This is a genomic window from Streptomyces sp. NPDC031100 (assembly GCF_055570785.1).
Map to the genome: position 1 here is coordinate 474,987 of NZ_JBVIGN010000002.1, position 25,587 is coordinate 500,573.

Annotated in this window: 26 protein-coding genes; 10 read left to right on the top strand and 16 right to left on the bottom strand. The window is 71.5% G+C overall.

Features of this window, described 5'->3' with window-relative positions; genetic code table 11:
• Window positions 1-2 precede the first annotated feature (2 nt).
• The 10 genes from cysD to ACZ5DS_RS06390 all read right to left on the bottom strand — a co-directional run bounded on the left by cysD (window position 3) and on the right by ACZ5DS_RS06390 (window position 9,860).
• Window positions 3-947 (bottom strand): sulfate adenylyltransferase subunit CysD, encoded by a 945-nt coding sequence (cysD, locus tag ACZ5DS_RS06345; protein WP_468234633.1) that lies wholly within the window; start codon window positions 945-947, stop codon window positions 3-5.
• Window positions 944-1,480, bottom strand: coding sequence for an adenylyl-sulfate kinase (gene cysC, locus ACZ5DS_RS06350; protein ID WP_468234635.1), 537 nt, complete (start codon window positions 1,478-1,480; stop codon window positions 944-946). The genes cysD and cysC overlap by 4 nt, the downstream gene beginning before the upstream one ends.
• Window positions 1,481-1,506: 26 nt before the next feature.
• A complete protein-coding gene (locus tag ACZ5DS_RS06355) occupies window positions 1,507-2,217 on the bottom strand; it encodes a phosphoadenylyl-sulfate reductase (protein ID WP_468234636.1) in 711 nt (236 codons plus the stop codon).
• Window positions 2,214-2,396, bottom strand: coding sequence for a hypothetical protein (locus tag ACZ5DS_RS06360; RefSeq protein ID WP_403947199.1), 183 nt, complete (start codon window positions 2,394-2,396; stop codon window positions 2,214-2,216). Before ACZ5DS_RS06360 ends, ACZ5DS_RS06355 begins: the two co-directional genes overlap by 4 nt.
• Window positions 2,393-4,090 (bottom strand): nitrite/sulfite reductase, encoded by a 1,698-nt coding sequence (locus ACZ5DS_RS06365; RefSeq protein ID WP_468234637.1) that lies wholly within the window; start codon window positions 4,088-4,090, stop codon window positions 2,393-2,395. The genes ACZ5DS_RS06360 and ACZ5DS_RS06365 overlap by 4 nt, the downstream gene beginning before the upstream one ends.
• A gap of 177 nt (window positions 4,091-4,267) precedes the next feature.
• Window positions 4,268-4,351 (bottom strand): putative leader peptide, encoded by an 84-nt coding sequence (locus ACZ5DS_RS06370; protein ID WP_309486338.1) that lies wholly within the window; start codon window positions 4,349-4,351, stop codon window positions 4,268-4,270.
• A 127-nt stretch (window positions 4,352-4,478) separates the two neighbouring features.
• Window positions 4,479-5,051 (bottom strand): GNAT family N-acetyltransferase, encoded by a 573-nt coding sequence (locus tag ACZ5DS_RS06375; RefSeq protein WP_468234639.1) that lies wholly within the window; start codon window positions 5,049-5,051, stop codon window positions 4,479-4,481.
• Window positions 5,052-5,107: 56 nt separating this feature from the next.
• Window positions 5,108-6,442, bottom strand: a complete 1,335-nt coding sequence (locus ACZ5DS_RS06380; RefSeq protein WP_468234640.1) for a hypothetical protein — start codon at window positions 6,440-6,442, stop codon at window positions 5,108-5,110.
• Window positions 6,443-6,599: 157 nt separating this feature from the next.
• Window positions 6,600-7,874, bottom strand: a complete 1,275-nt coding sequence (locus ACZ5DS_RS06385; protein ID WP_468234642.1) for a helix-turn-helix domain-containing protein — start codon at window positions 7,872-7,874, stop codon at window positions 6,600-6,602.
• Between the two features lie 348 nt (window positions 7,875-8,222).
• Complete coding sequence (locus tag ACZ5DS_RS06390) at window positions 8,223-9,860, bottom strand: acyl-CoA dehydrogenase family protein (protein WP_468234644.1); 1,638 nt, start codon at window positions 9,858-9,860, stop codon at window positions 8,223-8,225.
• Window positions 9,861-9,992: 132 nt separating this feature from the next.
• Between ACZ5DS_RS06390 and ACZ5DS_RS06395 the strand changes: the two genes are divergently transcribed.
• Window positions 9,993-11,168, top strand: a complete 1,176-nt coding sequence (locus tag ACZ5DS_RS06395; RefSeq protein ID WP_468234645.1) for a YihY/virulence factor BrkB family protein — start codon at window positions 9,993-9,995, stop codon at window positions 11,166-11,168.
• A gap of 60 nt (window positions 11,169-11,228) precedes the next feature.
• On the opposite strand, the gene ACZ5DS_RS06400 is transcribed toward ACZ5DS_RS06395, so the two are convergent.
• Window positions 11,229-12,074 (bottom strand): NmrA family NAD(P)-binding protein, encoded by an 846-nt coding sequence (locus ACZ5DS_RS06400; protein WP_468234647.1) that lies wholly within the window; start codon window positions 12,072-12,074, stop codon window positions 11,229-11,231.
• A gap of 81 nt (window positions 12,075-12,155) precedes the next feature.
• Between ACZ5DS_RS06400 and ACZ5DS_RS06405 the strand changes: the two genes are divergently transcribed.
• On the top strand, window positions 12,156-13,094 hold the full coding sequence (locus tag ACZ5DS_RS06405) for an AraC family transcriptional regulator (RefSeq protein WP_468234649.1): 939 nt from the start codon (window positions 12,156-12,158) through the stop codon (window positions 13,092-13,094).
• Window positions 13,095-13,104: 10 nt separating this feature from the next.
• Entirely contained in the window at window positions 13,105-13,794 is a 690-nt protein-coding gene (locus tag ACZ5DS_RS06410) for a helix-turn-helix domain-containing protein (protein ID WP_468234651.1), read from the top strand.
• On the opposite strand, the gene ACZ5DS_RS06415 is transcribed toward ACZ5DS_RS06410, so the two are convergent.
• Together ACZ5DS_RS06415 and ACZ5DS_RS06420 are read right to left on the bottom strand one after the other, a co-directional pair.
• On the bottom strand, window positions 13,784-14,182 hold the full coding sequence (locus ACZ5DS_RS06415) for a VOC family protein (RefSeq protein ID WP_468234653.1): 399 nt from the start codon (window positions 14,180-14,182) through the stop codon (window positions 13,784-13,786). The two genes, ACZ5DS_RS06410 and ACZ5DS_RS06415, sit on opposite strands and share 11 nt — an antisense overlap.
• A 53-nt stretch (window positions 14,183-14,235) precedes the next feature.
• Entirely contained in the window at window positions 14,236-14,835 is a 600-nt protein-coding gene (locus tag ACZ5DS_RS06420; RefSeq protein ID WP_468234655.1) for a TetR/AcrR family transcriptional regulator, read from the bottom strand.
• A gap of 92 nt (window positions 14,836-14,927) precedes the next feature.
• Here ACZ5DS_RS06420 and ACZ5DS_RS06425 point away from each other — a divergent pair, with 92 nt between their 5' ends.
• Window positions 14,928-15,341 (top strand): DUF4345 domain-containing protein, encoded by a 414-nt coding sequence (locus ACZ5DS_RS06425; RefSeq protein ID WP_468234657.1) that lies wholly within the window; start codon window positions 14,928-14,930, stop codon window positions 15,339-15,341.
• Between the two features lie 75 nt (window positions 15,342-15,416).
• On the opposite strand, the gene ACZ5DS_RS06430 is transcribed toward ACZ5DS_RS06425, so the two are convergent.
• Both ACZ5DS_RS06430 and ACZ5DS_RS06435 read right to left on the bottom strand, forming a co-directional pair.
• Entirely contained in the window at window positions 15,417-15,986 is a 570-nt protein-coding gene (locus ACZ5DS_RS06430; protein ID WP_468234659.1) for a hypothetical protein, read from the bottom strand.
• A 63-nt stretch (window positions 15,987-16,049) separates the two neighbouring features.
• Window positions 16,050-16,682 carry a VOC family protein gene (locus ACZ5DS_RS06435; RefSeq protein ID WP_468234660.1) on the bottom strand — a complete coding sequence of 211 codons (633 nt, stop codon included), beginning with the start codon at window positions 16,680-16,682 and terminating at the stop codon, window positions 16,050-16,052.
• 568 nt (window positions 16,683-17,250) lie between these two features.
• Between ACZ5DS_RS06435 and ACZ5DS_RS06440 the strand changes: the two genes are divergently transcribed.
• From ACZ5DS_RS06440 to ACZ5DS_RS06450, 3 genes are all read left to right on the top strand, one after another.
• A complete protein-coding gene (locus tag ACZ5DS_RS06440) occupies window positions 17,251-18,114 on the top strand; it encodes an isocitrate lyase/PEP mutase family protein (protein ID WP_468234661.1) in 864 nt (287 codons plus the stop codon).
• Window positions 18,111-18,389: a hypothetical protein gene (locus ACZ5DS_RS06445; protein WP_468234662.1), complete on the top strand. Its 279-nt coding sequence runs from the start codon at window positions 18,111-18,113 to the stop codon at window positions 18,387-18,389. Before ACZ5DS_RS06440 ends, ACZ5DS_RS06445 begins: the two co-directional genes overlap by 4 nt.
• A 339-nt stretch (window positions 18,390-18,728) precedes the next feature.
• Window positions 18,729-20,297, top strand: a complete 1,569-nt coding sequence (locus ACZ5DS_RS06450) for a carboxylesterase/lipase family protein (protein ID WP_468234663.1) — start codon at window positions 18,729-18,731, stop codon at window positions 20,295-20,297.
• 107 nt (window positions 20,298-20,404) lie between these two features.
• Here ACZ5DS_RS06450 and mmuM read toward each other — a convergent pair whose 3' ends face one another.
• Window positions 20,405-21,337: a homocysteine S-methyltransferase gene (gene mmuM, locus ACZ5DS_RS06455; RefSeq protein ID WP_468234664.1), complete on the bottom strand. Its 933-nt coding sequence runs from the start codon at window positions 21,335-21,337 to the stop codon at window positions 20,405-20,407.
• A 76-nt stretch (window positions 21,338-21,413) separates the two neighbouring features.
• Between mmuM and argG the strand changes: the two genes are divergently transcribed.
• The 3 genes from argG (at window position 21,414) to ACZ5DS_RS06470 (ending at window position 25,587) form a co-directional block, all read left to right on the top strand.
• Window positions 21,414-22,862, top strand: a complete 1,449-nt coding sequence (argG, locus tag ACZ5DS_RS06460) for an argininosuccinate synthase (protein WP_468234666.1) — start codon at window positions 21,414-21,416, stop codon at window positions 22,860-22,862.
• Between the two features lie 225 nt (window positions 22,863-23,087).
• Complete coding sequence (locus ACZ5DS_RS06465; RefSeq protein WP_468234668.1) at window positions 23,088-24,176, top strand: glycoside hydrolase family 43 protein; 1,089 nt, start codon at window positions 23,088-23,090, stop codon at window positions 24,174-24,176.
• Between the two features lies 1 nt (window position 24,177).
• A complete protein-coding gene (locus tag ACZ5DS_RS06470; RefSeq protein ID WP_468234670.1) occupies window positions 24,178-25,587 on the top strand; it encodes an RICIN domain-containing protein in 1,410 nt (469 codons plus the stop codon).

Sequence of the window (25,587 nt, forward strand, 5' to 3'; positions counted from 1 at the left end):
GCTTAGAAGTACCCCTCGCGCTTGCGGTCTTCCATCGCGGCCTCGGAGAGCTTGTCGTCGGCGCGGGTGGCGCCGCGCTCGGTGAGCCGGGAGGCGGCGATCTCGGCGATGACGGCGTCCAGCGTGGTCGCGTCGGAGTCGACGGCGCCCGTGCAGGACATGTCACCGACGGTCCGGTAGCGGACCAGGCGCTTGACGACGGTCTCGGTCTCCTTCGGACCGCCCCACTCGCCGGCCGTCAGCCACATGCCGGCCCGCTGGAACACCTCGCGCTCGTGCGCGAAGTAGATCTCCGGCAGCTCGATGCCCTCGCGGGCGATGTACTGCCAGACGTCCAGCTCGGTCCAGTTGCTGAGCGGGAACACCCGCACGTGCTCGCCCGGGGCGTGCCGGCCGTTGTACAGGTTCCACAGCTCCGGTCGCTGCCGGCGCGGGTCCCACTGCGAGAACTCGTCCCGCAGCGAGAACACCCGCTCCTTGGCGCGGGCCTTCTCCTCGTCACGGCGGCCGCCGCCGAACACCGCGTCGAACTTCTCGCTCTGGATCTTCTCCGTCAGCGGCAGCGTCTGCAGCGGGTTACGGGTCCCGTCGGGACGTTCCTTCAGCACACCGCGGTCGATGTAGTCCTGTACGGACGCGACGTGCAGCCGCAGGCCGTGCTTGTCGACCGTGCGGTCGCGGTACTCGATGACCTCGGGGAAGTTGTGGCCGGTGTCGACGTGCAGCAGCGAGAAGGGAACCGACGCCGGCGCGAACGCCTTCAGCGCCAGGTGCAGCATGACGATGGAGTCCTTGCCGCCGGAGAACAGGATCACCGGGTTCTCGAACTCGCCCGCCACCTCGCGGAAGATGTGCACCGCCTCGGACTCCAGCGCGTCCAGGTGCGAGAGGGCGTACGGGCGGGACGTGCCCTCATGGTCTTCCTTCACGGAAGCGACGGTCGTCATGCCAGTCCCCTTTCGCTGAGCACGGCGTGCACCGACGCCGCGGACTCCTGCACCGTCTGGTTCTGGGACTCGATCCGCAGATCGGGCGACTCGGGCTCCTCGTACGGATCGTCGACCCCGGTCAGCCCCGTGAGCTCGCCCGCGGCCTGCTTGGCGTACAGGCCCTTCACATCGCGTACGGAGCACACCTCGACCGGGGTGGCCACGTGCACCTCGACGTACGCCGTGTTGTTCTCCTGGTGGCGCTTGCGCACCGCGTCCCGGCTGTCCGCGTAGGGCGCGATCACCGGGACGAGCGCCGTGACGCCGTTGCGGGCCAGCAGTTCGGCGACGAAGCCGATACGCTGCACATTGGTGTGCCGGTCCTCGCGGCTGAAGCCGAGGCCGGCCGAGATGAACTCGCGGATCTCGTCGCCGTCGAGCACCTCGACGCGCCGGCCCGCGGCCCGCAGCCGGCCGGCCAGCTCGTACGCGATGGTGGTCTTGCCGGCGCTCGGCAGACCCGTGAGCCAGACGGTGGCTCCGGTCGTCACGTCGTTCTCCTGAATGTGGTCGTTCGTCATCCGTGCAGTCCGCACTCGGTCTTGGCCCGGCCCGCCCAGCGGCCCGCGCGCGCGTCCTCGCCCTCCAGGACCCTGCGGGTGCACGGGGCGCAGCCGACGGAGGTGTAGCCGTCCATCAGCAGCGGGTTGGTCAGGACGCCGTGTTCGGCGACGTAGGCGTCCACGTCGTCCTGGGTCCAGCGGGCGATCGGGGAGATCTTGACCTTCTGCCGCTTCTCGTCCCAGCCGACCACCGGGGTGTTCGCCCGGGTCGGGGACTCGTCGCGGCGCAGGCCGGTCGCCCACGCCCGGTAGCCCTTCAGGCCCTCTTCGAGGGGCTGGACCTTGCGGAGCTTGCAGCACAGGTCGGGGTCGCGGTCGTGCAGCTTCGGGCCGTACTGGGCGTCCTGCTCGGCGACCGTCTGACGCGGCGTGAGGGTGATGACGTTGACGTCCATCACGGCCTCGACGGCGTCCCGGGTGCCGATCGTCTCCGGGAAGTGGTAGCCGGTGTCGAGGAAGACGACGTCCACGCCCTTCAGCACACGCGAGGCCAGGTGGGCGACCACCGCGTCCTCCATGGAGGACGTGACGCAGAACTGCCTGCCGAAGGTGTCCACCGCCCACTGCAGGATCTCCAGGGCGGAGGCGTCCTCCAGGTCACGGCCCGCCTGCTCGGCAAGCTGCTTCAACTCCTCGCTCGTACGCTCTTCCTGAGCCGTCGTCATATCCGGTCATCCCCTCCGTTGTCGGCTCGCTGAAGACCCCGGGTGAGCAGCCCGAGGAATTTCAGCTGGAATGCGCGGTTGCACGCCCCGCATTCCCAGGCGCCATGGCCCTGCTCACTGGGACGCAGGTCCTCGTCACCGCAGTAGGGGCAGTAGAAAGGTGCGGCCCGCTCGCTCATGACAGAGCCTCTTCCGAAGCGCGCGCAGCCCAGGTGGCGAACCGCTCGCCGTCCTCGCGCTCCGCCTGGTAGCGCTTCAGGACGCGCTCGACGTAGTCGGGCAGCTCCTCCGAGGTGACCTTCAGACCGCGGACCTTGCGGCCGAAGCCCGCCTCCAGGCCCAGCGCGCCGCCGAGGTGCACCTGGAAGCCCTCGACCTGCTCGCCGTTGTCGTCGAGGACGAGCTGGCCCTTGAGACCGATGTCCGCCACCTGGATACGGGCGCAGGCGTTCGGGCAGCCGTTGATGTTGATGGTGATCGGCTCGTCGAAGTCCGGGATGCGGCGCTCCAGCTCGTCGATCAGCGAGATGCCGCGTGCCTTGGTCTCCACGATGGCGAGCTTGCAGAACTCGATGCCGGTGCAGGCCATGGTGCCGCGCCGGAACGGGGACGGGCTGACGGCCAGGTCCAGCGCCTCCAGGCCGGCCACCAGGGACTCGACCTGCGCCTCCTCGACGTCGAGCACGATCATCTTCTGCTCGACGGTGGTGCGGACCCGGCCCGAGCCATGTGCCTCGGCGAGATCGGCGATCTTGGTCAGCAGCGTGCCGTCGACCCGGCCGACGCGCGGCGCGAAACCGACGTAGAACCGGCCGTCCTGCTGCGGGTGCACACCGACGTGGTCGCGCCAGCGCTGCACCGGCTGCGCGGGCGCCGGGCCGTCGACCAGCTTGCGCTTGAGGTACTCGTCCTCCAGCACCTGACGGAACTTCTCCGCGCCCCAGTCGGCGACCAGGAACTTCAGGCGGGCCCTCGTACGCAGGCGCCGGTAGCCGTAGTCGCGGAAGATCGAGATGACGCCCTCGTAGACGTCCGGGACCTCGTCCAGCGGCACCCAGGCGCCGAGCCGTACGCCGATCTTCGGGTTGGTGGACAGGCCGCCGCCGACCCACAGGTCGAAGCCGGGGCCGTGCTCGGGGTGGTCGACGCCGACGAACGCGATGTCGTTGATCTCGTGCGCCACGTCCAGCAGCGGCGAGCCGGAGACCGCGGACTTGAACTTGCGGGGCAGGTTCGAGAACGCCTTATTGCCGACGATCCGGCGGTGGATCTCCTCGACGGCCGGGGTGCCGTCGATGATCTCGTCCGCGGCGATGCCGGCGACCGGGGAGCCGAGGATCACCCGGGGCGTGTCGCCGCAGGCCTCGGTGGTGGACAGGCCGACCGCCTCGAGCCGGTCCCAGATCTCCGGCACGTCCTCGATCCGGATCCAGTGGAACTGCACGTTCTGCCGGTCGGTGATGTCGGCGGTGCCGCGCGCGAACTCCTGCGAGATCTCGCCGATCACCCGCAGCTGCTGCGTCGACAGCCGCCCGCCGTCGATCCGCACCCGCAGCATGAAGTACTCGTCGTCCAGCTCCTCCGGCTCCAGGATCGCGGTCTTGCCGCCGTCGATCCCGGGCTTGCGCTGGGTGTAGAGCCCCCACCAGCGCATCCGCCCGCGCAGGTCGTTGGGGTCGATGGAGTCGAAGCCGCGCTTGGAGTAGATCGTCTCAATGCGTGTCCGCACATTGAGACCGTCATCGTCCTTCTTGAACTGTTCATTGCCGTTGAGCGGGGTGAAGTGACCCGCGGCCCACTGTCCCTCACCGCGGTGACGGCTCACCTTGCGGCGGGGCGCGGACGCGGCGGGGTTCTGCGGGGTGGCGGCCATGGTTGTACGTCCTTCGGACAGCAATCGATAGGGTCGGCGCGCAGCGCCGTCGATGAGGGGTGGCGGTCGGGTGGCGGGCGGGAGGCTCTGACCTGCGTATACGCGCACGTGAGCAGGCGTGCGCGTCATTGCGCGGCAGGAATCAGGTGTACGGGGAGATCGGCGGTGCTGGGGCGGTCAGCTCGCCGGACAGATGGCGCTGGACATGCGGCCGAGGTCGACGTGCCGCCGACTCACCAAGGCAATTCCAGTTCCAGACATGGCGGAAGCGTGTCACGGAGATCTGGACACAGTCCAGCTTCGTCCATCATGCGGACACCCTTGTCCCGAAGTGTGGAACAAGGGTGTCATCGGTCACATGCGGTGCGGGACGGCTTGTCCCGGCAGGTCAGGCCGGGTAGGCCCCGGGCCAGGGACCGGGCGCGGGCACCTCGGCCTCCTCCTCGACCTTCGTGTCGAACAGCTTGAAGCCCCGGCGCAGGTAGTTGTCCATCGCGAACTCGCCGTCCTTGCTGCACGTGTGCAGCCACACCCGCTTCGTCGGCGTCCGCTCGGGCCAGCGCTCGGCCAGGTCCCAGGCGCGGGCCGCGCCGTACGCCAGCAGGTGGCCGCCGATGCCGCGGCCGCGGAAGGCGGGGATCAGACCGAAGTAGACGATCTCGACCACACCGGCGTCCTGCGGATCCAGCTCGACGTACCCGGCGGGTGTGCCGCGGTCGTAGGCCACCCAGGTCTCCACACCGCGACGGTCCACGTGCTCCTGCCACTGGGCGTAGGTCCAGCCGAGGCGGTCCGTCCAGAGGATGTCGCCGCCGACCGAGGCGTACAGGAAGCGGCTGAACTCCGGGGAGGGGACCTCGGCGCGCACGATCCGGACGCCGCCCTCGGGGGCGGCGGCCGGCAGAAGGTCGGCCGGCGAGGTCTGTTCCAGGGACCAGGTGGTGACAGGGACGCTGCTCATGCGAGCCAGGGAACCATCCCGCCCGCGGGTCTGTCGATCGACCGGGTCACCCCGGCTCAGCCCACCGACCGGTCGAGCACCGCCAGCGGCACCGCGAACAGCATCCGGTCCGACACGGACCACACCTCGCCCGTCTCCTGCCAGTAGGAGAGGGAGCCCGCGGACCGGGCCCAGCAGCGATGGGAGGCGTCCGAGCCGCAGCGCGCCGCCTGCGCGCCCTCGGTGTCCTGCCGCCACAGGCCGCCGTGGCCGTCCCCGGAGCCGGACAGGTGTCCCACATACCAGGACGGGCCGCCGGCCCCGGCCTGCGGGTACGCCAGCACACCCCGGATCCCGGACGCCTTGGTCCGATAGGCCTCGACCGCGTCCACCCGGCCGGTGGCGTCGGCGGCCAGCAAACCGCCGCGCGTGGGATCCGTGCTGAACGCGTACCGCCACAGCCGGGCGGGCCGGTCGCTGCCGGGGGCGGTCCACTCGCCGGCGACCAGGCTGTCGGGCGCCGTGCCGCGGTCCAAGGAGAGGGCGGCGGGGCAGGGCGGGCCCGAGGCCGTACAGCGGCCGGCGGTGAAGCGGTACGAGCCGACGGCCGGCATCACGTACCCGAAGCCGTCGGCGGACCAGCCGCCGGGCACCCGGCCGATCGCGGGCGCGTCCACCGTGGTGCGCTGGATGCGGTCGAGGTCGTAGACGTAGAGCGCGTCGGCGCTGCCGGTCGTGGTGGTGACCAGCAGCTTGTCCTGGTGCCACACCATGCCGGAGACGGAGGAGGTCAGGCCGCGGTAGTCGCGGCCGCCGTCGACCGGCACCACGAGGAGCACCCAGCGGTAGACGGGGTGGTCGGGGTCGTCGGCGTCGACGAGGGCGATCCTGGCCAGGCCCCGCTCGGCGGTGTCCCCGGCGGTGGTGCTGTGGGTCCAGCCGGTGAGGATCACCCGGTGGGTGCCCCAGACGCCGTCCTCGTCGGCGTCCCCGGAGGTGGTCACGGAGGCCGGCTGCCAGGCGGTGCCCGCGGCATCGGCCGGGTCCCAGCAGTAGGCGCGGGTCGCGGCGGGGGAGACCGGCAGGGAGGCGCGGTCCTCGGAGGTGCAGTCGGCGCCCTCGTGCAGCGTACGGTCGGCGCTCTGCAGTACGGCGTCCACGCCGACCGGGCGGCCCATGGACGCGGCGAGCCGGTTCAGCGTGCCGGCGGGCACCAGGTGCTCCTGGAGCCGCAACGGGCCGGTGTCCGCCCGGGAGGTCAACGGCTTGAGCGCGCCCGGGTTCTCGGCGACCGTGGCCTGTGAGGCGCTGATCAGCGTGGCGGCCGCGGTGAGCGCCAGCGCGGTCCCGGCGAGGACCGCGCGCAGGGCTGCGCCCCGTCTGCGCCTGCGGTGTCTGCCGCGATGCTTCATCTCTCCTCCCAAGGGCGGGCCAACTGCGCCTGGTGGTCCGTGCGTTGACCGAGGAGCAGGTGGGGAGGCCCAATGGGATGCTACGGCAGTAACGGGCGTCGCCGGGCCAAGACCCGCAAATATGCGGAAGACACCGCTCGGAGGGCGCACACGGGGTTCAGCCCGCCCCCGTCGCCGTCCTGAGCCGCGCCACCGCCGGTGCCGTCGACTGGGGCAGCAGCTCGCGGGGGTCGTCGGGCAGGAGCACCTCGACCTCGGCACCCTCGCAGAACCGATACGGCCGGTGCTGCAGAAGGTCGCCAAGATATCGGCGGATTCTGGACATCTCCGCTCTCACGGTCACCGTTCTGGAAGGATCGCCGAACAGATCGTCGGCGAGCTCCGCCGCGCCGCGCCCGGCGCGGTGTTCGGCCAGCAGGTAGAGCAACTCGGCGTGCCGGGGGCTGAGTTCGCGGGACCAGGAGCCGCTCGCGCCGGCCACGGTCACCGAGGTGCGGCCGGCCCGGCTCAGATCCAGCACGATCCGGCCGGCGGCGGCCGCCGCCGGCTCGTCGGCCACCCGCAGCAGCCAGCCCCCGGCCAGCGGCTCCACCGCGCAGGTGCCGAGTGCGGGCACCCACCGGTGGCCCGGCGCCAGGGACTTCGGCAGGGCCAGCCGGCGCACGTACGGCATCCCGGTCACGGCCGCCGCCCAGCCGTCCCGGTCCACCACCAGGGCTCGCCCCTCCAGTCGGGCCAGCACCGGCGCGGCCACCGTACGCAGCCGCTCCAGCGAGGCCGCGTGCAGCTCCCGCAGCCGGGCCTCGGCGAGCTTGGCCACCGAGTCCACCCAGGCGAGGGTCGCCGGATGCATGGTCTCCAGCGGGCCGCTCACGTCCACCACCCCGATGAGCCGGCCGTCCCTGGGGTCGGTGATCGGGGCGCCCGTGCAGGTCCAGGAGGCGTGCGAGCGGACGAAGTGCTCGGCGGCGAAGACCTGCACGGGCCGCCGTACGACCGCCGGGGTGCCCACGCCGTTGGTTCCGACGACGTCTTCCCGCCAGTCCGCGCCGAGTTCGAAGCCGAGCCCGTCCGCCTTGCGCAGCACCGACGGGGATCCCTCACGCCACAGCACGCGCCCCTCGGCATCCGCCACCACCATGATGTGCTGGGCGACGTCCGCGACCGAAAGCAGCCCCTGGCGCAGCACCGGCAGGACGTGTCTGAGCCGCGACTCCTCACGTCTGCGGCGCACTTCGTCGGCGGGCAGCAGACTGGACCTGAAGTCGTGGTCGGGGTCGACGCCGCTGCGCAGCATCCGTCCCCAGGACTGCTCGATCACCGGCCGGGGCGCGATCCGCGCACGTTGTCCGGCGAGCGTCGCCTCGCGCAGCTCGCTCAGCACCCGCGCCGCCTGCGCCGCGTTCACGGCGGCCAGGCGCGCCACGTTCATCGGCGGGTTCACCACTGGGGTCCTCCCGGAAAGGGCGTCGAACACACTTGTCAAGCCGTCCGGGCGGCGGTTTCCGGTCCGGCTCTTTCCCCCATACTGCCGCTCGGCCCATGCCGGAGGCACACGGTCCGCGCACAGTCACCAACAAGTTGCAACCCCCTGCAACCCTGGTGAAGGGCACGAGCGTGGCTGAGACTTGACCACGGCGCCGCCTGCGGGCGGTGTTGCAGGCCTCCAAGGGCCCATGAGGCGGGGATGGTGCCGTGTCGGCGCAGCACCATTCCCGCCGGGGGATCGGCCGTACGGGACAGGGTGCCAGTTGTGGTCGGTCTTAGGGCCTGCCTGGCCCTAAGGCACGGGTCGTGCCCGGTCCACCACCCTCGCCAGATCCAGTCCCGTCGGCAGTGTGCCGAAGGACGCGCCCCGGTCGCCGCCGAGGCGGGAGGCGCAGAAGGCGTCGGCGACCTCCGGGGGTGCGTGTCGCACCAGGAGGGAGCCCTGGAGCACCAGTGCGAGACGCTCCACCAGCCGCCGGGCCCGGCCCTCGATGCCGTCCAGGTCGGCGAGTTTGGTGAACAGGTCCTTCACCGCCCGGTCCAGCCGGTGGTCGGCGCCGTGCGCCCGTCCGATCTCGGTGAGGCAGGCGTCCAGCGCGCCCGGCTCGCGCTGCAGCGCCCGCAGCACGTCCAGCGCCTGCACGTTTCCGGCGCCCTCCCAGATGGAGTTCAGCGGCGACTCCCGCACCAGCCGGGGCAGCCCCGACTCCTCGACGTACCCGTTGCCGCCCAGGCACTCGGCGGCCTCCACCGCCACCGGCGCGCACCGCTTGGCGATCCAGTACTTGGCCGCCGGCACCGCGAGCCGCAGGAAGGCGCGCTCCTGCTCGCCCCCGTCGTCGTAGGCGGCCGCCAGCCTGAGGGCCAGCGCGGTCGCGGCCTCGGACTCCAGCGCGAGGTCGGCCAGCACGTTGCGCATCAGCGGCTTGTCGACCAGCTTGCCGCCGAACGCCTCCCGGTACGTGCAGTGGTGGACGGCCTGCGCCACCGCCTGCCGCATCAGGCCCGCCGAGCCGAGCGCGCAGTCCAGCCGGGTCGCGGCGACCATCTCGATGATGGTGCGCACCCCGCGCCCCTCCTCGCCGACCCGCTGCGCCCACGTCCCCTGGAACTCGACCTCGGCGGAGGCGTTGGACCGGTTGCCCAGCTTGTCCTTGAGCCGCTGGATCAGGAACACGTTGCGGGTGCCGTCGGCGAGGACGCGCGGGACGAGGAAGCAGGTGAGCCCGCCGGGAGCCTGGGCCAGGACCAGGAAGCCGTCCGACATCGGCGCCGAGCAGAACCACTTGTGCCCGGTCAGCGTGTACGTCCCGGCCTCGGCGAGCGGCCGGGCCCCGGTCGTGTTCGCCCGTACGTCGCTGCCGCCCTGCTTCTCGGTCATGGCCATGCCGAACAGGGCGCCGGGCTTCCGCGTGGCGGGCCGCAGCTCACGGTCGTAGACCGTGGACGTCAGCCGCGGCTCCCACTCGGCCGCAAGCGCAGGGTCGGCCCGCAGCGCGGGCACGGCCGCGTGGGTCATCGACAGCGGGCAGCAGTTGCCCGCCTCGACCTGGGTCCAGATCAGGAAGCCGGCCGCCCGGCGCACATGCCCGGCAGGCCGCGTCCAGGCGCCGGTCAGCCCCGCCCCGACGCCCTTGCCGAGCAGCCGGTGCCAGGCCGGGTGGAAGTCGACCTCGTCGATCCGGTGGCCGTAGCGGTCGTGCGTGCGCAGCCGCGGCGGGTGCTCGTTCGCCTGCACCCCCCACTCCTGCACCTGCGCCGAACCCGCGGCCCGGCCCAGCACGGACAGCTCGTCGCGCACCTCCTCCAGCACATCCGGAGCGGCGTGCCGCCCGACCGCCTCCACGAGGGCCCGGTCGGCGGAGAAGAGGTCGTATCCCACCAGCGGGGGCGGCTGGTTCGTCACGGTGTGGGTGGAGCTGCCTGCCATGATGGCGAACCTACCTGCGATCGCACCGATACCGGCTTCCAGAGTCGCACAGCACCGCCCCCGGGCGCGTCGCTCCCGGCGACCCGGCCCCGGAAGGTGAGGGCGGTCCCGTACGGCGGATACCGTTAGGTCGTGCAGCCAGGAAGTGAAACCCCCGAGCGGCCCGCCGGCCGGCTCCACCGGGCCCGAGCCCTCTACCGGAACGTCTCCAAGCGCAGGACCGCCTGGCTGCTGCTCAAGGACACCGTCAACTCCTGCATGGAGTACCGCATCCTGGGCCTGGCCGCCGAGGCGGCGTTCTTCACGCTGCTGTCCGTGCCGCCCCTGCTGCTGAGCCTCATCGGCCTCCTCGGCTACGTCGACGCCTGGACCGGCGCGGACACCATCCAGAGCCTGGAGAACAACATCCTGGAGGCCTCCCGCACGGTCCTGTCGGACAAGGGCGTGAAGGAGATCGCCGAGCCGATCCTGCACGACGTGATGAAGGGCGGCCGGCCGGACGTCATCTCCATCGGCTTCCTGTTCGCCCTGTGGTCGGGCTCCCGTGCGGTGAACGTCTTCATCGACACGATTACCGTCATGTACGGCCTCGACGGCGTCCGCGGCATCGTCAAGACCCGGATGATGTCCTTCCTGCTGTTCATCGTGGCCCTGCTGATCGGTTCGGTCGCGCTGCCGCTGATGGTGGCCGGACCGGACGCGGTGGTGCGGATCGTGCCCTGGTCGGAGACGGTCGTCCAGGTCCTGTACTGGCCGGTCGTCATCGTCCTGTCCATCGTCTTCCTGACGACCCTGTACCACGTGTCCGTGCCCGTCCGCTCCCCCTGGATCGAGGACGTCCCCGGCGCCCTGGTCGCCCTGGCCATGTGGGTCCTGGGCAGCTTCCTCCTGCGCATCTACCTCACCAACACCATCGAGGGCGCCACCATCTACGGCTCCCTCGCCGCCTCCGTCGCCGTCCTCCTCTGGATCGGCGTGTCGGCCTTCGCCGTGCTCGTCGGCGCCGCCGTGAACGCCGCCATCGACCGGGTCTGGCCGGCCGCCGCCACGGCCGCCGCCCGCGCCGCCAACGAGCGGCTGCGCGAGGCGGAGGTCGTCGAGTACGTCGCCCGCGTCGCCGCCGCCCGCGAGGCCGACCCGGAAGACCCGGACATGCCGTCCGAGTTCCCGGAGCGCTGGTCCCGCTTCCTCCCCCCGGAGGACGTCACGGCCCGCCTGCGCACCCACGCGAAGAACCCCCACCACCACGCGCACAAGGCCCATGGGGTGAACGGGGCGAGCGGGGACACGCAGCCGCACGGGAAGTGACCGGCGGACCGGCAGTTCGGCGCGTGTGGTCCGGCGCCCGCGCTCCGGACGCCACGCGTGTCACGCCTGCCACGCGCCCGCCGCCGCAGCCTCCCGCACGACGTCACCGAAGTCCCGCGGCTCACGCCCCAGCACCTGCCGTACCCCGTCCGACAGGTGCGCGTTCCTGCCGTCGAGCAGGGTGGCGAAGACGTCCATCAGGAAGTCCGCCTCCTCGGGCGGCACCCCGAACCCGGCCAGCCGCTCGCCGTACTCCCGCACCGGCACCGCCCGGTACGACAGCTCGCGCCCCGTCGCCGCAGCGATCTCCGCGACCGCGTCGCCGAAGCTCAGCAGCCGTGGCCCGGAGACCTCCAGCACCTGCCCGACGTACCGGTCGCCCGCAGCGAGCGCCGCCACCACCACGTCCGCGATGTCCCGCACGTCGATGAACGGCTCCCGCACCGCCCCCGCCGGGAACACCAGCTCCCCGTACTCCCGCAGCTCCGCCACCAGCGGGCCCTCGCTGAAGTTCTGCGTGAACCACGCGGCTCGTACGATCGTCCAGTCCGCCCCCGACGCCCTCAGCGCCTCCTCGGTGGGCCGTGCCTGATCCTCCCCCCGCCCCGACAGCAGCACCAGCCGCCGTACCCCCAGAACGCCCGCCTCGCGGGCCAGGTTCCCGACCGTGTCCGCCGCCTCCGGCGCCCCCACGTCCGAGGGATACACCAGGTAGGCCGCGTCGGCGCCGCGCAGCACGTGCGCCCAGGTCGACCGGTCGTACCAGTCGAAGCCCCGAGCGCGCGAGGCCGCCCGGACCGTCATCCCGGCCGCCCGCGCCGCCTCGGCGACCCGCCCGCCCGTACGACCGGACGCGCCGGTCACCACCACCGTCATCCCGTCCGTCGTGCTCGTGTTCTGCGTCATGTCCGCCAGTCAACTGCCGCTCCGGACAAGGGACCATCGCCGATCGGCTCACTCCCATACGCGCGCGTCTACGCTGAGCCCATGGACGCACTCGCAGGCCTGCTGGACGGCCCACGCGCGCGTGGCGCCTTCATGATCCGCGCGTGCTTCGAGCCGCCGTGGGCGGTGCGCGTGGAGGACCGGGCCCCGCTGACGGTGATGCTGATGGCGCGCGGCGAGGCCTGGATCACCCCCGACGGCGACGGCGAGCAGGTCCGGCTGCGCCCCGGCGACCTGGCGATCGCGTGCGGCCCCGCCCCGTACACCTGCGGCGACACCCCCGACACGGCCCCGCAGGCGCTGATCCTGCCCGGCGCCGAGTGCCGCTGTCCCGACGGCACCTCGCTGAACGGCTCCATGGACCTCGGCGTGCGCACCTGGGGCGACCGCCCGGACGCCCCGACCGTGATGCTGATCGGCACCTATCTGATGCAGGGCGAGATCAGCGGCCGCCTGCTGGACGCCCTGCCCCCGCTGCTGACCCTGCCGGCCGAGGTGTGGCAGTGCCCGCTCACCCCGCTGCTCATGGAGGAGGTCGTCCGCGACGCGCCCGGCCAGGAGGTGGTCCTGGACCGGCTGCTGGACCTGCTGGTCATCAGTGCGCTGCGGGCCTGGTTCTCCCGCCCCGAGGCGGCCGCACCCGCCTGGTACCTGGCCCTCGGCGACCCGGTCGTGGGCCGCGCCCTGCGGCTGATCCAGGACGACCCGGCCCACCCCTGGACGGTGGCCGCGCTCGCCGCCAAGGCCGGAGTGTCCCGCGCCGCCCTGGCCCGCCGCTTCACCGAACTGGTCGGCGAACCCCCGATGGCCTACCTCACCGCCTGGCGCCTCGCCCTGGCCGCCGACCGGCTCCGCGACACCGAGGACACCCTCGCCGCCATCGCCCGCCGGGTCGGCTACGGCAGCGCCTTCGCCCTCTCCAGCGCGTTCAAACGGGCGTACGGGGTCAGCCCGCAGGAGCACCGCACGCGGGCGGCGTAGCGTGGCGTACGTGTACGAGGAACGCCCGTCCCGGCTGACCGGCGCGGTGGTGTGGCACCGCACCCCGGAGGACCTGGAGGATGTCCGCCCGGTACTGCCCGACGGCTGCATGGACCTGCTGTACACCGAGGGCCGCCTGCTGGTCGCGGGGCCGGACACCGGCCCGTACGTCCCCGGGGGCCCGCCCCGCGCCTGGGCCGGCATCCGTTTCTACCCCGGCACCGCACCCACCCTCCTCGGCGTACCGGCACACGAACTGCGCGATGCCCGCGTCGGGTTGACGGACCTGTGGCCGGCCGCCCGGGTACGACGGCTGCGCGCCCGCGTCGAGGCGTCCCGTGCCCCGGCGACGGCCCTGGAGGACATGGCCCTGGACCTGGCCGCACAATCGGCCGCATCCCCTGACCCGCTCCTCCACCGTCTGGTGGAGTGCCTGGACGAGGGCCGTCCGGTCGCGGCGACGGCCGCCGAACTCGGCCTCGGAACACGCCAGCTGCACCGCCGCTGCCTGACCGCGTTCGGCTACGGCCCCAAGACCCTGGCCCGCATCCTGCGCCTGCAACGCGCCCTGGCCCTGGCCCGCTCCGGAGTCCCCTACGCCGAGACGGCGGCCCGCGCGGGATACGCGGACCAGCCCCACCTCGCCCGTGACGTAAAGGAGTTGGCGGGGCTGACGCTCGGCGAACTGATCAGCGGCTAGCCAGCGGCGCAAACAGGTCGACGCCGTTGCCGTCGGGATCGTGCACGGTGGCGTACCGCTGCCCCCAGAAGGCGTCCCACGGCTTCAGCTCCCCGTGGTACCCGGCGCCCACCAGATCCTCGTACACGGCGTCGACCTCGGCCGGCGAGCCGCACCGAAAGGCGAGCGAGACCCGCCCCCCGCCCACAGGCGGCCGCCACCCGTCGTGGAACGACCGAACGGTCTCCTCGGTGTCCAGCGCAAGCACCAGCCCACCGGGCAAGGCGGCCTCGACATGCGGTTGCTCCTCGGCTCCCTCCGGGAAGACCAGCCCGAGGCGACGGTAGAAAGCGAGCGAGGCGGCCAGATCGGAGGCCACCACGCCGATCACGGCGAATTGTGGAGTCATGGGAGCACCGTAGGCGGGGTCCGGCCGCTTGGTCTTGAAGGAATCGGACACGGTCACTCGAGGGTGGGGGCGTCGGGGAGCAAGGGCCGGAGGGCGCCGAGCAGCGCGCCGATGCAGGTGTCGCGGAGCTGGGTGCGGGTGCAGGTCTCGTGGGTGAGCCAGTCGACGCAGAGGACCTGGACGAAGACCAGCCAGCTCTTCAGGACGGCGGACACGGCCTCGCGGGCGCTGTCGTCCGCCAGGGGGAGTACGGCCAGCAGCCGCGTACGGAGTGCGTCCAGCTCGTTCGTCATGATCGACTGAACCACCGGGTCGCCCGCGAGAACCCGGTTCGCGGCGAGGACGGCGTTGCGGTTGGCCGTGAAGTAGTCGAGATGGACGTCCATACCCTGGATGAGCTGCTCCACCAGGGAGTCGGCGGGATCGAGCCGGGTGTCGGCGAGCAGCTGGTCCGCCGCCTGTCGGTAGACGGCCGCGAAGAGGGCGTGCTTGTTGGGGAAGTGGCGGTAGAGCAGGGCTCGGGAGATACCGGCCTCTTTGGCGACCTCCTCCATCAGCACGTCGTCGTACGGGCGTGCGGCGAAGAGCTGCGCTCCGACGGCGAGGAGTTGGGCGCGGCGATCGGTGGGGCTGAGTCGCTGGCGGCGAGGCACGCACGCAGGTTACTTGACATGTGCCTACTGGCGTATCCAAGCTAGTAGACACATGTCAACTAAGGCTTGGTCGAGGCGGGTTGGGAGGGATCATGGCAAGGGCTCTTCGGGCACTCACCCAGCTGATGGGCTGGGCCTGCGTGGTGATCGGTGTGTTTCACGTGCTACTCGGCAATGCGGCGATCCCCGGCGCAGGTTCCGCCGGCACGACGGTCGACAGCTGGGGCCGGTTCATGGGGGCCGCCTTCGTCGGCTACGGGCTGGCCTGGCTCTGGGCCGCTCGGCAGCGGCCCGTCCCGGCTCAGGCGGTGCGGTGGCTGGCCGGCGTCTTTCTGCTGGGTGGCGTGGGCCGGCTGATTTCGCTCGCCGTGCATGGCTGGCCGCAGTGGTTCCAGATCGTCCTGGCGGTCATCGAACTCGGCCTGCCGCCTGTCTTCCTCTGGCTGGCCGACGCAGAGGAACGAGCTCTGCCCAGCGGCGCGGAGACCGTGCCCGCCGGGCGATGAACGCGCCCCCGCACCGGGGCGGTTCGTCTCGTAACCCGCCTCGGTCACATCGAGGGTCGCACGCGCCCGACCGTCTCACTCACCAGGCGCATTCCGCTGTCGCACGACGCGACGGGCCGACCGCTCCGCCCGTTCCGCACGGGACATGATCTGCGCCTGTTTCCTGGGCCACCACGTCAGTTCCACGACAAAGAACAGGACGAACAGCCACGACACCGATGCCTCCCGCGTTGATCCGGAGAAGGTGTCGCTCAGCGCGAGACCCACTGCCAGCCCGGCGATCAGCAGGACCAGCCAGGGGAAGAGGTGATCTTGGTCCCGTGCTTTCCGCAGGCCCTTGGTGTAGTCGATGACGGCGGGCGCCAGTCGGGCATCACCGATGTCCTCACCACGCCGGGTGGCGCGCACTACCGTCAGCCGATCCGCGGGGTCCAGGTCCCTGGCCCCGGGCCAGGCTCTGTCCATCCGTCGGGCCACCCTGATTCCGTAGAAGGGGCCGAGGACGAGAACCGCCGCGGCTGCGCCCACCCAGGATCCGGACTCGGCCAGTACGAACGCGCCGAAGAAGATGCCGGCCAGGAGTCCGATGCTCACCGCCCTGCGGACCGGACCGCCGCGCCATACCCAGCCGGGGACCACAACCACACATTCATGCTGGCAGTCGTCGGTGTGGCAGGCAATCACCCCGGACGGACGAGGCCTGGTTGATCAGCCGAAGGTCACCGGCCCTTCCGGTGTCCGAACGGTGAAAGTGATCATGAACGGCCCCTCGTCGAGGGTGAGTTCGGTGCCGAGTGCCGACAGCAGGGGCCGGACCTCGTCCGGTTCGGGCACCGTGGCCGTCACCTCCAGCAGCGGGGTGACGGGCAGCCCCGAGGCGGCAGGGTGCACCGAGTCGCCCCAGTCGATGAGGAACGGCACCAGCCCGGAGGGATGCGCGCTGCCGCTGTCGGTGAGCCGCCACTCCAGCAGCGCGCCGTCGGGGGTGCGACGGCTCATCGGGTGGATCGGCCCCGGATCGTAGCCCTGCTCGCGGGCGGCCGCGATCGCCGCCTCCAGATCGGGCGGACAGATCGCCCAGGTCACCGTACGCGGCCCGGCCAGCCGATCGACCCCGAACGGCCGCAACTCCACGGGCTCCGGCTGCTCCGGATCCGGCCCGATGATCTCCAGATAGCTCCGGCCGCCGAGTGCGACCAGGTAATTCCGCGTACCCAACCCGACATGCACCCCGCCGGGCGCGGGCGTCACCCCGGTCCGCGATGCGAACTCGGTGACGGTCGCGGCGAGATCGGGCGTCGCCAGCACGAGGTGGTCCAGCAGCGGAGGAATGGGCTTCATTCCGGGGGAGGGTACAGCCCTCGGCGCCCGTTGGGCAGCTCCAGGAACTTCATGGCCGAGGCGTTCTCCCGCGCACGTCGACTCGTGCTCAAGCGCTCGAACTCCCCACCCGTGCACATACGTTCACCGTCGGTCGCGATCGCTGTCAGGGAGCGGGTTCGGTGTGCCGAAGGGTGCGGAACACCGCGGGGGTCGCCCAGCCGACGGCGATCGACGTCGCTTCGCCGGCGAGGACGGACCCTGTCACGTCCCCAGCTCCGGCATGCGACGGCCAGGGCGTAGATGTCGGCGAGGGGATCCTCGGAGGCCGGCACCGCCGACAGGTCCCGGAACAGGCCGGCGACACCCGACCCGCGCCGAGATCCCCGCCTTCCTGCGCGACCACAAGTGACGCCCGGCGCTCCGCGTGACGTTTCTGCGGTGAACCCGTTCCGCCATTGGAGTGAGTAAAGCTCAAGTAGGGCGCAGGTCACGGGCATACCTAGACATGCTCTTGTCTTGGCAAAGGGCGTCGAGACGCGGCGGCCCAGCCGGCCTCGCGTCACCCACCCACAGGAGGAGCCGGACCTTGACTTACGGGAAACAGCTGCGCGAGCGGATCGCCAGGCCCGGGACCACACCACTGATCGGCGTGTATGACATGTACTCGGCCTCGATCGCCGCCCACCACTACGACGGGATGTTCGTCTCGGGCTTCGGCTTCGCGGCCTCGTACTACGGGCTGCCGGACATCGGATTCATCGCCTGGCCGGACATGGTGAACTTCGTACAGCGGCTGCGGGGCGCGTTCCCGCACCACCACCTGCTGGTCGACATCGACGACGGGTACGTGGACCCCGAGGTCGCCTGCCACGTCGTCGAGGGACTCGAACGGATCGGCGCCTCCGGAGTGATCCTCGAGGACCAGAAGCGGCCCCGCCGCTGCGGGCACGCCGACGGCAAGCAGGTGCTGCCCTTGGAGGAGTACCTGGAGAAGTTGGAGAAGGTCCTGGCCGCCCGCCAGGACCTCGTCGTCGTCGCCCGTACGGACGCCACCGACGAGCACGACATCCTGCACCGGGCCGAGCGGCTCGCCGCGACCGGCGCCGACGTGGTCCTGGTCGACGGAGTGCGCAGCGTCGAGTGGATCGAGCGCATCCGCAAGGTCGTCGGGGACAAGCCACTGCTGTTCAACCAGATCAGCGGCGGCAAGTCGCCCCGGTTGTCGCTGACCGAACTGTCCGACCTCGGCGTGGACGTCGCGATCTACAGCACCCCCTGCCTCTTCGCCGCCCACGAGGCGATGGACTCCGCGCTCGCCGAGCTGAAGGCCGCCGACGGCCGGCTGCCCCAGGTGGACCCGGCGACCGGCGTCGGTGTGAAGGCGTCGACCAGCCTGCTGGAGCGCAACATCGCCCGCGACCGGTGGCAGCCCGAGGGCGTGGGCGTGTGAGGGCTGCTGTGCGCCGGTTCGGGGCGTCCCTGGTGCTCGCGGTGGCGCTCCTCGGGGCCGGTGCCGGGGCCGCGGCCGCCGACTCGGGCCTGATCACCCTGATCGACGCCACGGAGACCGGTACCGACAACTCGGAGAGGGACGCGGTCGTCGAGATCGACCGCACGGCCAACGCCCAGACCGGCAGCGGCACCGCGGGCAGTGACCACGACGGCAGCGCCGTGGACGCGATCGAGGCCGTCTTCGGGGCCGACCACAAGGACGGGGACGACTGAGGAGGGAACGGACAGGACGTCGGCCGGGCGCCCCGTGCGGGAGGTGCCCGGCCATCTCGATGGGGGGCAGTCACCGTAACGGGCCGGAAAATGAGCCCGAGCGGGCGGCGGCGGGCGGTGCGGCCGTACTCGCCCGGTGCACCAGCCGGGTCGACAGTTCCGTCCGCGTCCCCTCCGGATCTTCGCCCTGCGATATCCGCTCGTGCCCCGGCGCCGGCAGATGCGACAACTCCTCGTCCCCCGAACAGCCCAGCGCGGGGTCTGTGCACCGGAATACGTCCGCGCGATGTGGTGCTCTGATGTGAACGGTGCAAGAGCACGGCGAAGGGCTGGTGGGCGATGACGGCAGACCAGACGGGCCCCGTGGTCAGAACGCCCCACGGGGCCGTACGCGGCCGGTACGAGCAGGGCATCGCGGTGTTCCGGGGCATCCCGTACGGCGCCCCGCCCTTCGGCCCCCGGCGCTTCCGGCCGCCCGAGCCGCCCGAGCCCTGGGACGGGGTGCGCGACGCCGGAGCCTTCGGGCCCACGGCGCCGAAACCGCCGTACTCCGAGGCGTTCGCCCAGTACCTGTCCGACCCGGTCGTCCCCGGCGACGACTGCCTCAACCTCAACGTGTGGACCCCCGAGCCCGGCCCCGGCGCCCGGCTCCCGGTCCTCGTCTGGCTGCACGGCGGCGCCCTGACCAGGGGATCCTCGGCCGTACCCGTCTACGACGGCCGCACCTTCGCCCGCGACGGAGTCGTCTGCGTCTCGGTCAACTACCGGCTGGGGGTCGAGGGCTACGGACTGTTCCCGGACTCGCCCCCCAACCCCGGCCTGCGCGACCAGCTCGCCGCCCTGCGCTGGGTGCACGAGACCATCGCGGCCTTCGGCGGCGACCCCGGCAATGTGACCCTGTGCGGACAGTCCGCCGGTGCCATCAGCGTCGGCGCCCTGGTCGCCGCGCCCCGGAGCCAGGGCCTGATACGCCGGGCGGTCCTGCAGAGCGGACCGCCGGAAGTCTCCGAACGGGACAAGGTACGGCGCATGGTGCGCCGCATGGCCACCCGCCTGAAGATCCCCGCCACCGCGGAGGCCTTCGCCGCCGTCGACCGCGACCTGCTGCTGCGCACCCAGGCCGAGGTGGGAAGGCTGAGCAGCCCCGTCCTGGGCGGCCCCGCCTTCGGCATCGTCATGGACGGCGACCTCGTACCCCGCGACCCGCTCCGGGCCCTGATCGACGGCGAGGCCGCCCAGGGCGTCGACCTGCTCATGGGCTGGACCCGGGACGAGTACCGACTGTGGCTCGTGCCCGGCGGACTCCTCGACCGCGTGGACCGGCTCGGCCCGGTCGCCCTGGCGGGCGCCATGGCCCGCTGCCACGCCGGCCCCGAGGTCCCGCGCGGCTACCGCGCCCTGCACCCCGACGCCCGCACCGCCGACATCGTCGGCCAGATGGTCACCGACCACCTGCTGCGCGTCCCGATGCACCGGCTGGCCGACGCCCGCCCCGGCACCTCGTACGTCTACGAGTTCGCCTGGCCGTCCCGCCTCCCCGACCTCGGCGCCTGCCACGCCCTGGAACTCGGGTTCGTCTTCGACACCGGCGACGTCCCGGAGTCGGCCAGGCTGGCCGGCGAGGGCGCCCCGCAGGAACTGTCCGAGACGATGCACGCGGCCTGGGTGCGGTTCGCCGCGACCGGCGATCCCGGCTGGCAGGCCTGGGACGCCACGCATCCGGTACAGATCTTCGACGACGGTGTCCCGCACATCGCCTACGGTCCACGGGATGCGGAGATCGCCCTCTGGTCGACCGCGCAGACCGTTCCGGAACCGGCCCCCGCCCCCGACGTCCGGGCCCCGGGAGCCGAACTCGCCTCAGCGGTACGGCGCCTGCGCCGCTCGGTGGGAGCCCGACGCCGCTGAACGGTCGTCTGCCGCCCGCGCCCTCACAGGGGGCGCGGGGCTCGATCCATGGGCGGCTCCGCCGCGACGACAGAACCTGTACAACCTGTACGGCGACAAGGCGTCCCTCACACCGCCCGCGCAATCGCGGCGATCGCCTCCGGCCCCACCCGGCAGCACCCCCCGATCAGCCGAGCCCCCGCATCCCGCCACGCCTTCACCTGCTCGGCGCCGAACGTGGCCCGCCCCTTCCAGGCCCGCGCCTGCGCGTCCCACGCCTCCCCGCTGTTGGGATAGACGACGACCGGCTTGCCCGTCACCCGGGCCGCCGTCTCGATCGCATACTCCACATCCTCCGGGGCGCAGCAGTTGACACCGACCGCGATCACCTCGTCCACGTCGGCGGCCGGCGCGAAGGCCTCCTCGAGCGGCTGTCCGGCGCGGGTGCGCCGACCGTCGACGGTGTACGAGAGCCAGGCCGGGACCCCGAGCCCCCGCACCGCCCGCAGCAGCGCCGCCGCCTCCTCCGTGTCCGGGACCGTCTCCAGCGCGAGGGCGTCCGGCGCGGCGGCGGCCAGCACTTCCATCCGCGGCCGGTGGAAGCGCTCCAGCTCCTCGACGCTTCGCCCGTACCGCCCCCGGTACTCGGACCCGTCCGCGAGCATCGCCCCGTACGGCCCGACCGACGCCGCCACCCACAGCGGCCGCAGGGCCCCCGCGTCGCGCGCCTGGCGGGCTGCCGCACGGGCCAGCTCCACGCTCGACGCCAGCAGCCGCGCCGCCTCCTCGCGGCCGATCCCGCGCCTGCCGAAGCCTTCGAAGGTGGCCTGGTAGCTGGCGGTGATCGCCACGTCCGCGCCCGCCGTGAAGTAGGCGAGGTGCGCCTCGGTGACCGCCTCGGGCCGCTCGGCCAGCAGCCGCGCCGACCACAGTTCGTCGCTCAGGTCGTACCCGGCCGACTCGAGCTGGTTGGACATGCCGCCGTCGAGTACGACCGTTCCGGCGGCGAGGGCTTCGGCGAGGCTGGGGGAGGTGTGGCTGGGGGAGGTGTCGCTGCTCATGGCACGACGCTAGTCCAAGCGGAAAGAAAGGAATCCGGACGTTGCATGAAAATGCAAAGTGCTGCATAGTGATTCCATGTCCAAGGTCCTCACCTCCCTCCCCACCGGCGAGCGGGTCGGTATCGCCTTCTCCGGCGGCCTCGACACCTCGGTCGCCGTCGCCTGGATGCGCGACAAGGGCGCCGTCCCCTGCACCTACACCGCCGACATCGGGCAGTACGACGAACTCGACATCGAGTCGGTGCCCGGCCGCGCCTTCGCGTACGGCGCCGAGATCGCCCGCCTCGTGGACTGCCGTGCCGCGCTGGTCGAGGAAGGGCTGGCGGCGCTCGCCTGCGGCGCGTTCCACATCAGGTCGGGCGGGCGTCCGTACTTCAACACCACGCCGCTCGGGCGTGCCGTGACCGGCACGCTGCTGGTGCGGGCCATGCTCGAGGACGGGGTGCAGATCTGGGGCGACGGCTCCACCTTCAAGGGCAACGACATCGAGCGGTTCTACCGCTACGGGCTGCTCGCCAACCCGCACCTGCGGATCTACAAGCCCTGGCTGGACGCCGACTTCGTCACGGAGCTGGGCGGCCGCAAGGAGATGTCGGAGTGGCTGCTCGCGCACGGGCTGCCGTACCGGGACTCGACGGAGAAGGCGTACTCCACGGACGCCAACATCTGGGGCGCCACGCACGAGGCCAAGACCCTGGAGCACCTGGACACCGGCATCGAGACGGTCGACCCGATCATGGGCGTCAAGTTCTGGGACCCGTCGGTGGAGATCGCCCCGGAGGACGTGACGATCGGTTTCGACCAGGGTCGCCCGGTCACCGTCAACGGCAAGGAGTTCGCCTCGCCGGTCGACCTCGTCATGGAGGTCAACGCGATCGGCGGCCGGCACGGGCTCGGCATGTCCGACCAGATCGAGAACCGGATCATCGAGGCCAAGAGCCGCGGCATCTACGAGGCGCCCGGCATGGCGCTGCTGCACATCGCCTACGAGCGCCTGGTCAACGCGATCCACAACGAGGACACCGTGGCCGCGTACCACAACGAGGGCCGGCGGCTCGGCCGGCTGCTCTACGAGGGCCGCTGGCTGGACCCGCAGGCGCTGATGGTGCGTGAGTCGCTGCAGCGCTGGGTCGGTGCCGCCATCACCGGCGAGGTCACCCTGCGGCTGCGGCGCGGCGAGGACTACTCGGTCCTCGACACCCGGGGCCCGGCGCTCAGCTACCACCCGGACAAGCTCTCCATGGAGCGGACCGAGGACTCGGCGTTCGGCCCGGTGGACCGGATCGGCCAGCTCACCATGCGGAACCTGGACATCGCCGATTCCCGTGCGCGGCTGGAGCAGTACGCGACCCTGGGCATGGTCGGCAGCGACCAGCCGAGGCTCGTCGGCGCCGCGCAGGCGGCCTCGACCGGTCTGATCGGCGCCATGGACAAGGGCGGTGCCGAGGCGATCGCCTCGCGTGGCGAGGTGGCGGACGAGGAGGCGGTGCTGGACCGCGCCGCCATGGAGTCCGGCACGGACTGACCCGGCACGCACTGATCAGGCCACCCGGTCGTACACCTGTGGCCGACGGGCCCCGGCGGATTTGCTTCCCGCCGGGGCCCGTTGTCGTAGAAATCGCTTAACCCATCGTCCCGTCAGACCCGTTGACCTCCGGAGGGCTCGCCCTTACCTTTTCGGCGTTCGGAATTGCAGATGCTGTTCGTGATATCGAACCATCCTCGCCTTCCCCACCGAGAGGCAGCCCGCATGAGCCGCGACCGCGCCCCGCACCTCCCCCACCTTCCCACCCGTCGCCTGCTGCTGAAGGGTGCCGCAGCCGCTGGTGCCCTGGCGGCCACCTCCGCGACGCCCGCCCTCGCGGCGCCGACCGCATCCGGCGCGGCCGCCCCCTTCGAGAACCCCCTCGTCCGCCGGCGCGCCGACCCGCACATCACCCGCCACACCGACGGCCGGTACTACTTCACGGCGACCGTCCCCGAGTACGACCGCATCATCCTGCGCCGCTCCCGCACCCTCAACGGCCTCGCCACGGCCGCCGAGTCGGTGATCTGGCGGGCGCACACCACCGGCCCGATGAGCGCCCACATCTGGGCGCCGGAACTGCATCGGATCGGCGGCAAGTGGTACATCTACTTCGCCTCCGCGCCGGCCGAGGACGTGTGGGCGATCCGCATCTGGGTGCTGGAGAACGCGGGCCCCGATCCGTTCCGGGGGACTTGGGTGGAGAAGGGACAGATCAAGACCGCCTGGGAGACCTTCTCCCTCGACGCCACCACCTTCAAGCACCGCGGTATCCGCTACCTGGTCTGGGCCCAGCACGAGCCCGGCATGGACAACAACACCGCGCTGTGGATATCGAGGATGGCCGGCCCCTGGGAGCTGACCGGACCCCAAGTCAGGCTGTCCACACCGGAGTTGGACTGGGAGTGCGTCGGCTACAAGGTCAACGAGGGGCCGTACGCCCTCCAGCGCAACGGCCGTGTCTTCCTCACCTACTCGGCCAGCGCCACGGACTACCACTACTGCATGGGCCTGCTGACAGCCGACGCCGACAGCGACCTCATGAACGCGGCAAGCTGGTCGAAGTCCCCGACCCCGGTCTTCACCAGCAACGACACGACGAAGCAGTACGGTCCCGGCCACAACTGCTTCACGGTCGCCGAGGACGGCCACACCGACGTCCTCGTCTACCACGCCCGCCAGTACAAGGAGATCACCGGCGATCCGCTGAACGACCCCAACCGCCACACCCGGATCCAGCGGCTCGGCTGGAAGCCGGACGGCACCCCGGACTTCGGCATTCCCGTTGCCGACACGGTGAAGGAGAGTGCGTGAGATGAGACGCGTGTACGCGGTCCTCCTCGCCCTGTGCTGTGCGCTCGCCGCAGCGACGGCGACGGCCGGACCCGCCCAGGCGGCACCGCAGACGGTCACCAACGGCACGCAGTTCACGGACACTTCGGGCAACCCCGTGCACGCCCACGGCGGCGGGCTCATCAAAGTCGGCGCCTATTACTACTGGTTCGGCGAGGACCGTAACTCCGACAACACCTTCCGTTCCGTGGCCGCCTACCGTTCCGTCGACCTGAAGAGCTGGGAGTTCCGCGGCGACGTCCTGTCCCAGTCCTCCGCCGCGGAGCTGGCCACCGCCTACATCGAGCGCCCCAAGGTCATCTACAACGCCGCCACCGGCAAGTTCGTCATGTGGATGCATAAGGAGAACGGCGTCGACTACAGCGAGGCCCGCGCCGCCGTCGCCGTCTCCGACACCGTCGACGGCACCTACACCTACCGGGGCAGCTTCCGCCCGCTGGGCCAGTACATGTCCCGGGACATCACCACGTTCGTCGACACCGACGGCGCGGCCTACATGGTCTCCGCCGCCAACGAGAACCACGACCTGCACATCTACCGGCTGACCGCCGACTACACCGGCATCGACAGCCTGCTCGCCAACCCCTGGCCCGGCGGCCACCGCGAGGCACCGGCGCTGTTCAAGCGGGGCGGCGTGTACTTCATGCTGACCTCGGCCGCCACCGGCTGGAACCCCAACCAGCAGCAGTACGCCACCGCCACCTCCCCGGCCGGCCCCTGGACCTCGTGGACGAACGTCGGCGACTCCACCGCCTACGGCTCCCAGACCGCGTACGTCCTTCCCGTGCAGGGGAGTTCAGCCACCTCCTACCTGTACATGGGCGACCGCTGGGGCAACTCCTTCGGCGGCACCGTCAACGACTCCCGCTACGTGTGGCTGCCGCTCGCCTTCCCGACCACCACCTCGATGACCATGGCCTGGACCCCGGAGGTCACCGTCGACGCCGCCGCCGGCACGGTCACCGGCACCGCCGCCACGTACAACACGCTCGTGGCCCGGCACAGCTCCAAGTGCGCGGACGTACCGAGCCAGTCCCTGTGGCAGGGGATCGCGATCAAGCAGTACACCTGCAACGGCGGCATCAACCAGAAGTGGTGGTTCAAAGACCTCGGCAACGGCTCCTACGAGCTGGTGGGCGGGGGCAGCTCCCTGTGCCTCCAGGAGAACGCCGCCACCGTCACCCAGGAGAACTGCACCGGCGCCACCACCCAGCAGTGGATGCTCGTCACCTCCGGCTCGTACCTGAACCTCAAGGCCCGCACGACCGGCACATGCCTGGACGTCTCCGGCGCGTCCACCGCCAACTCCGCCGCGATCATCACGTACACCTGCAACGGAGGAGCCAACCAGCAGTGGACGCGGGGTGGTTGA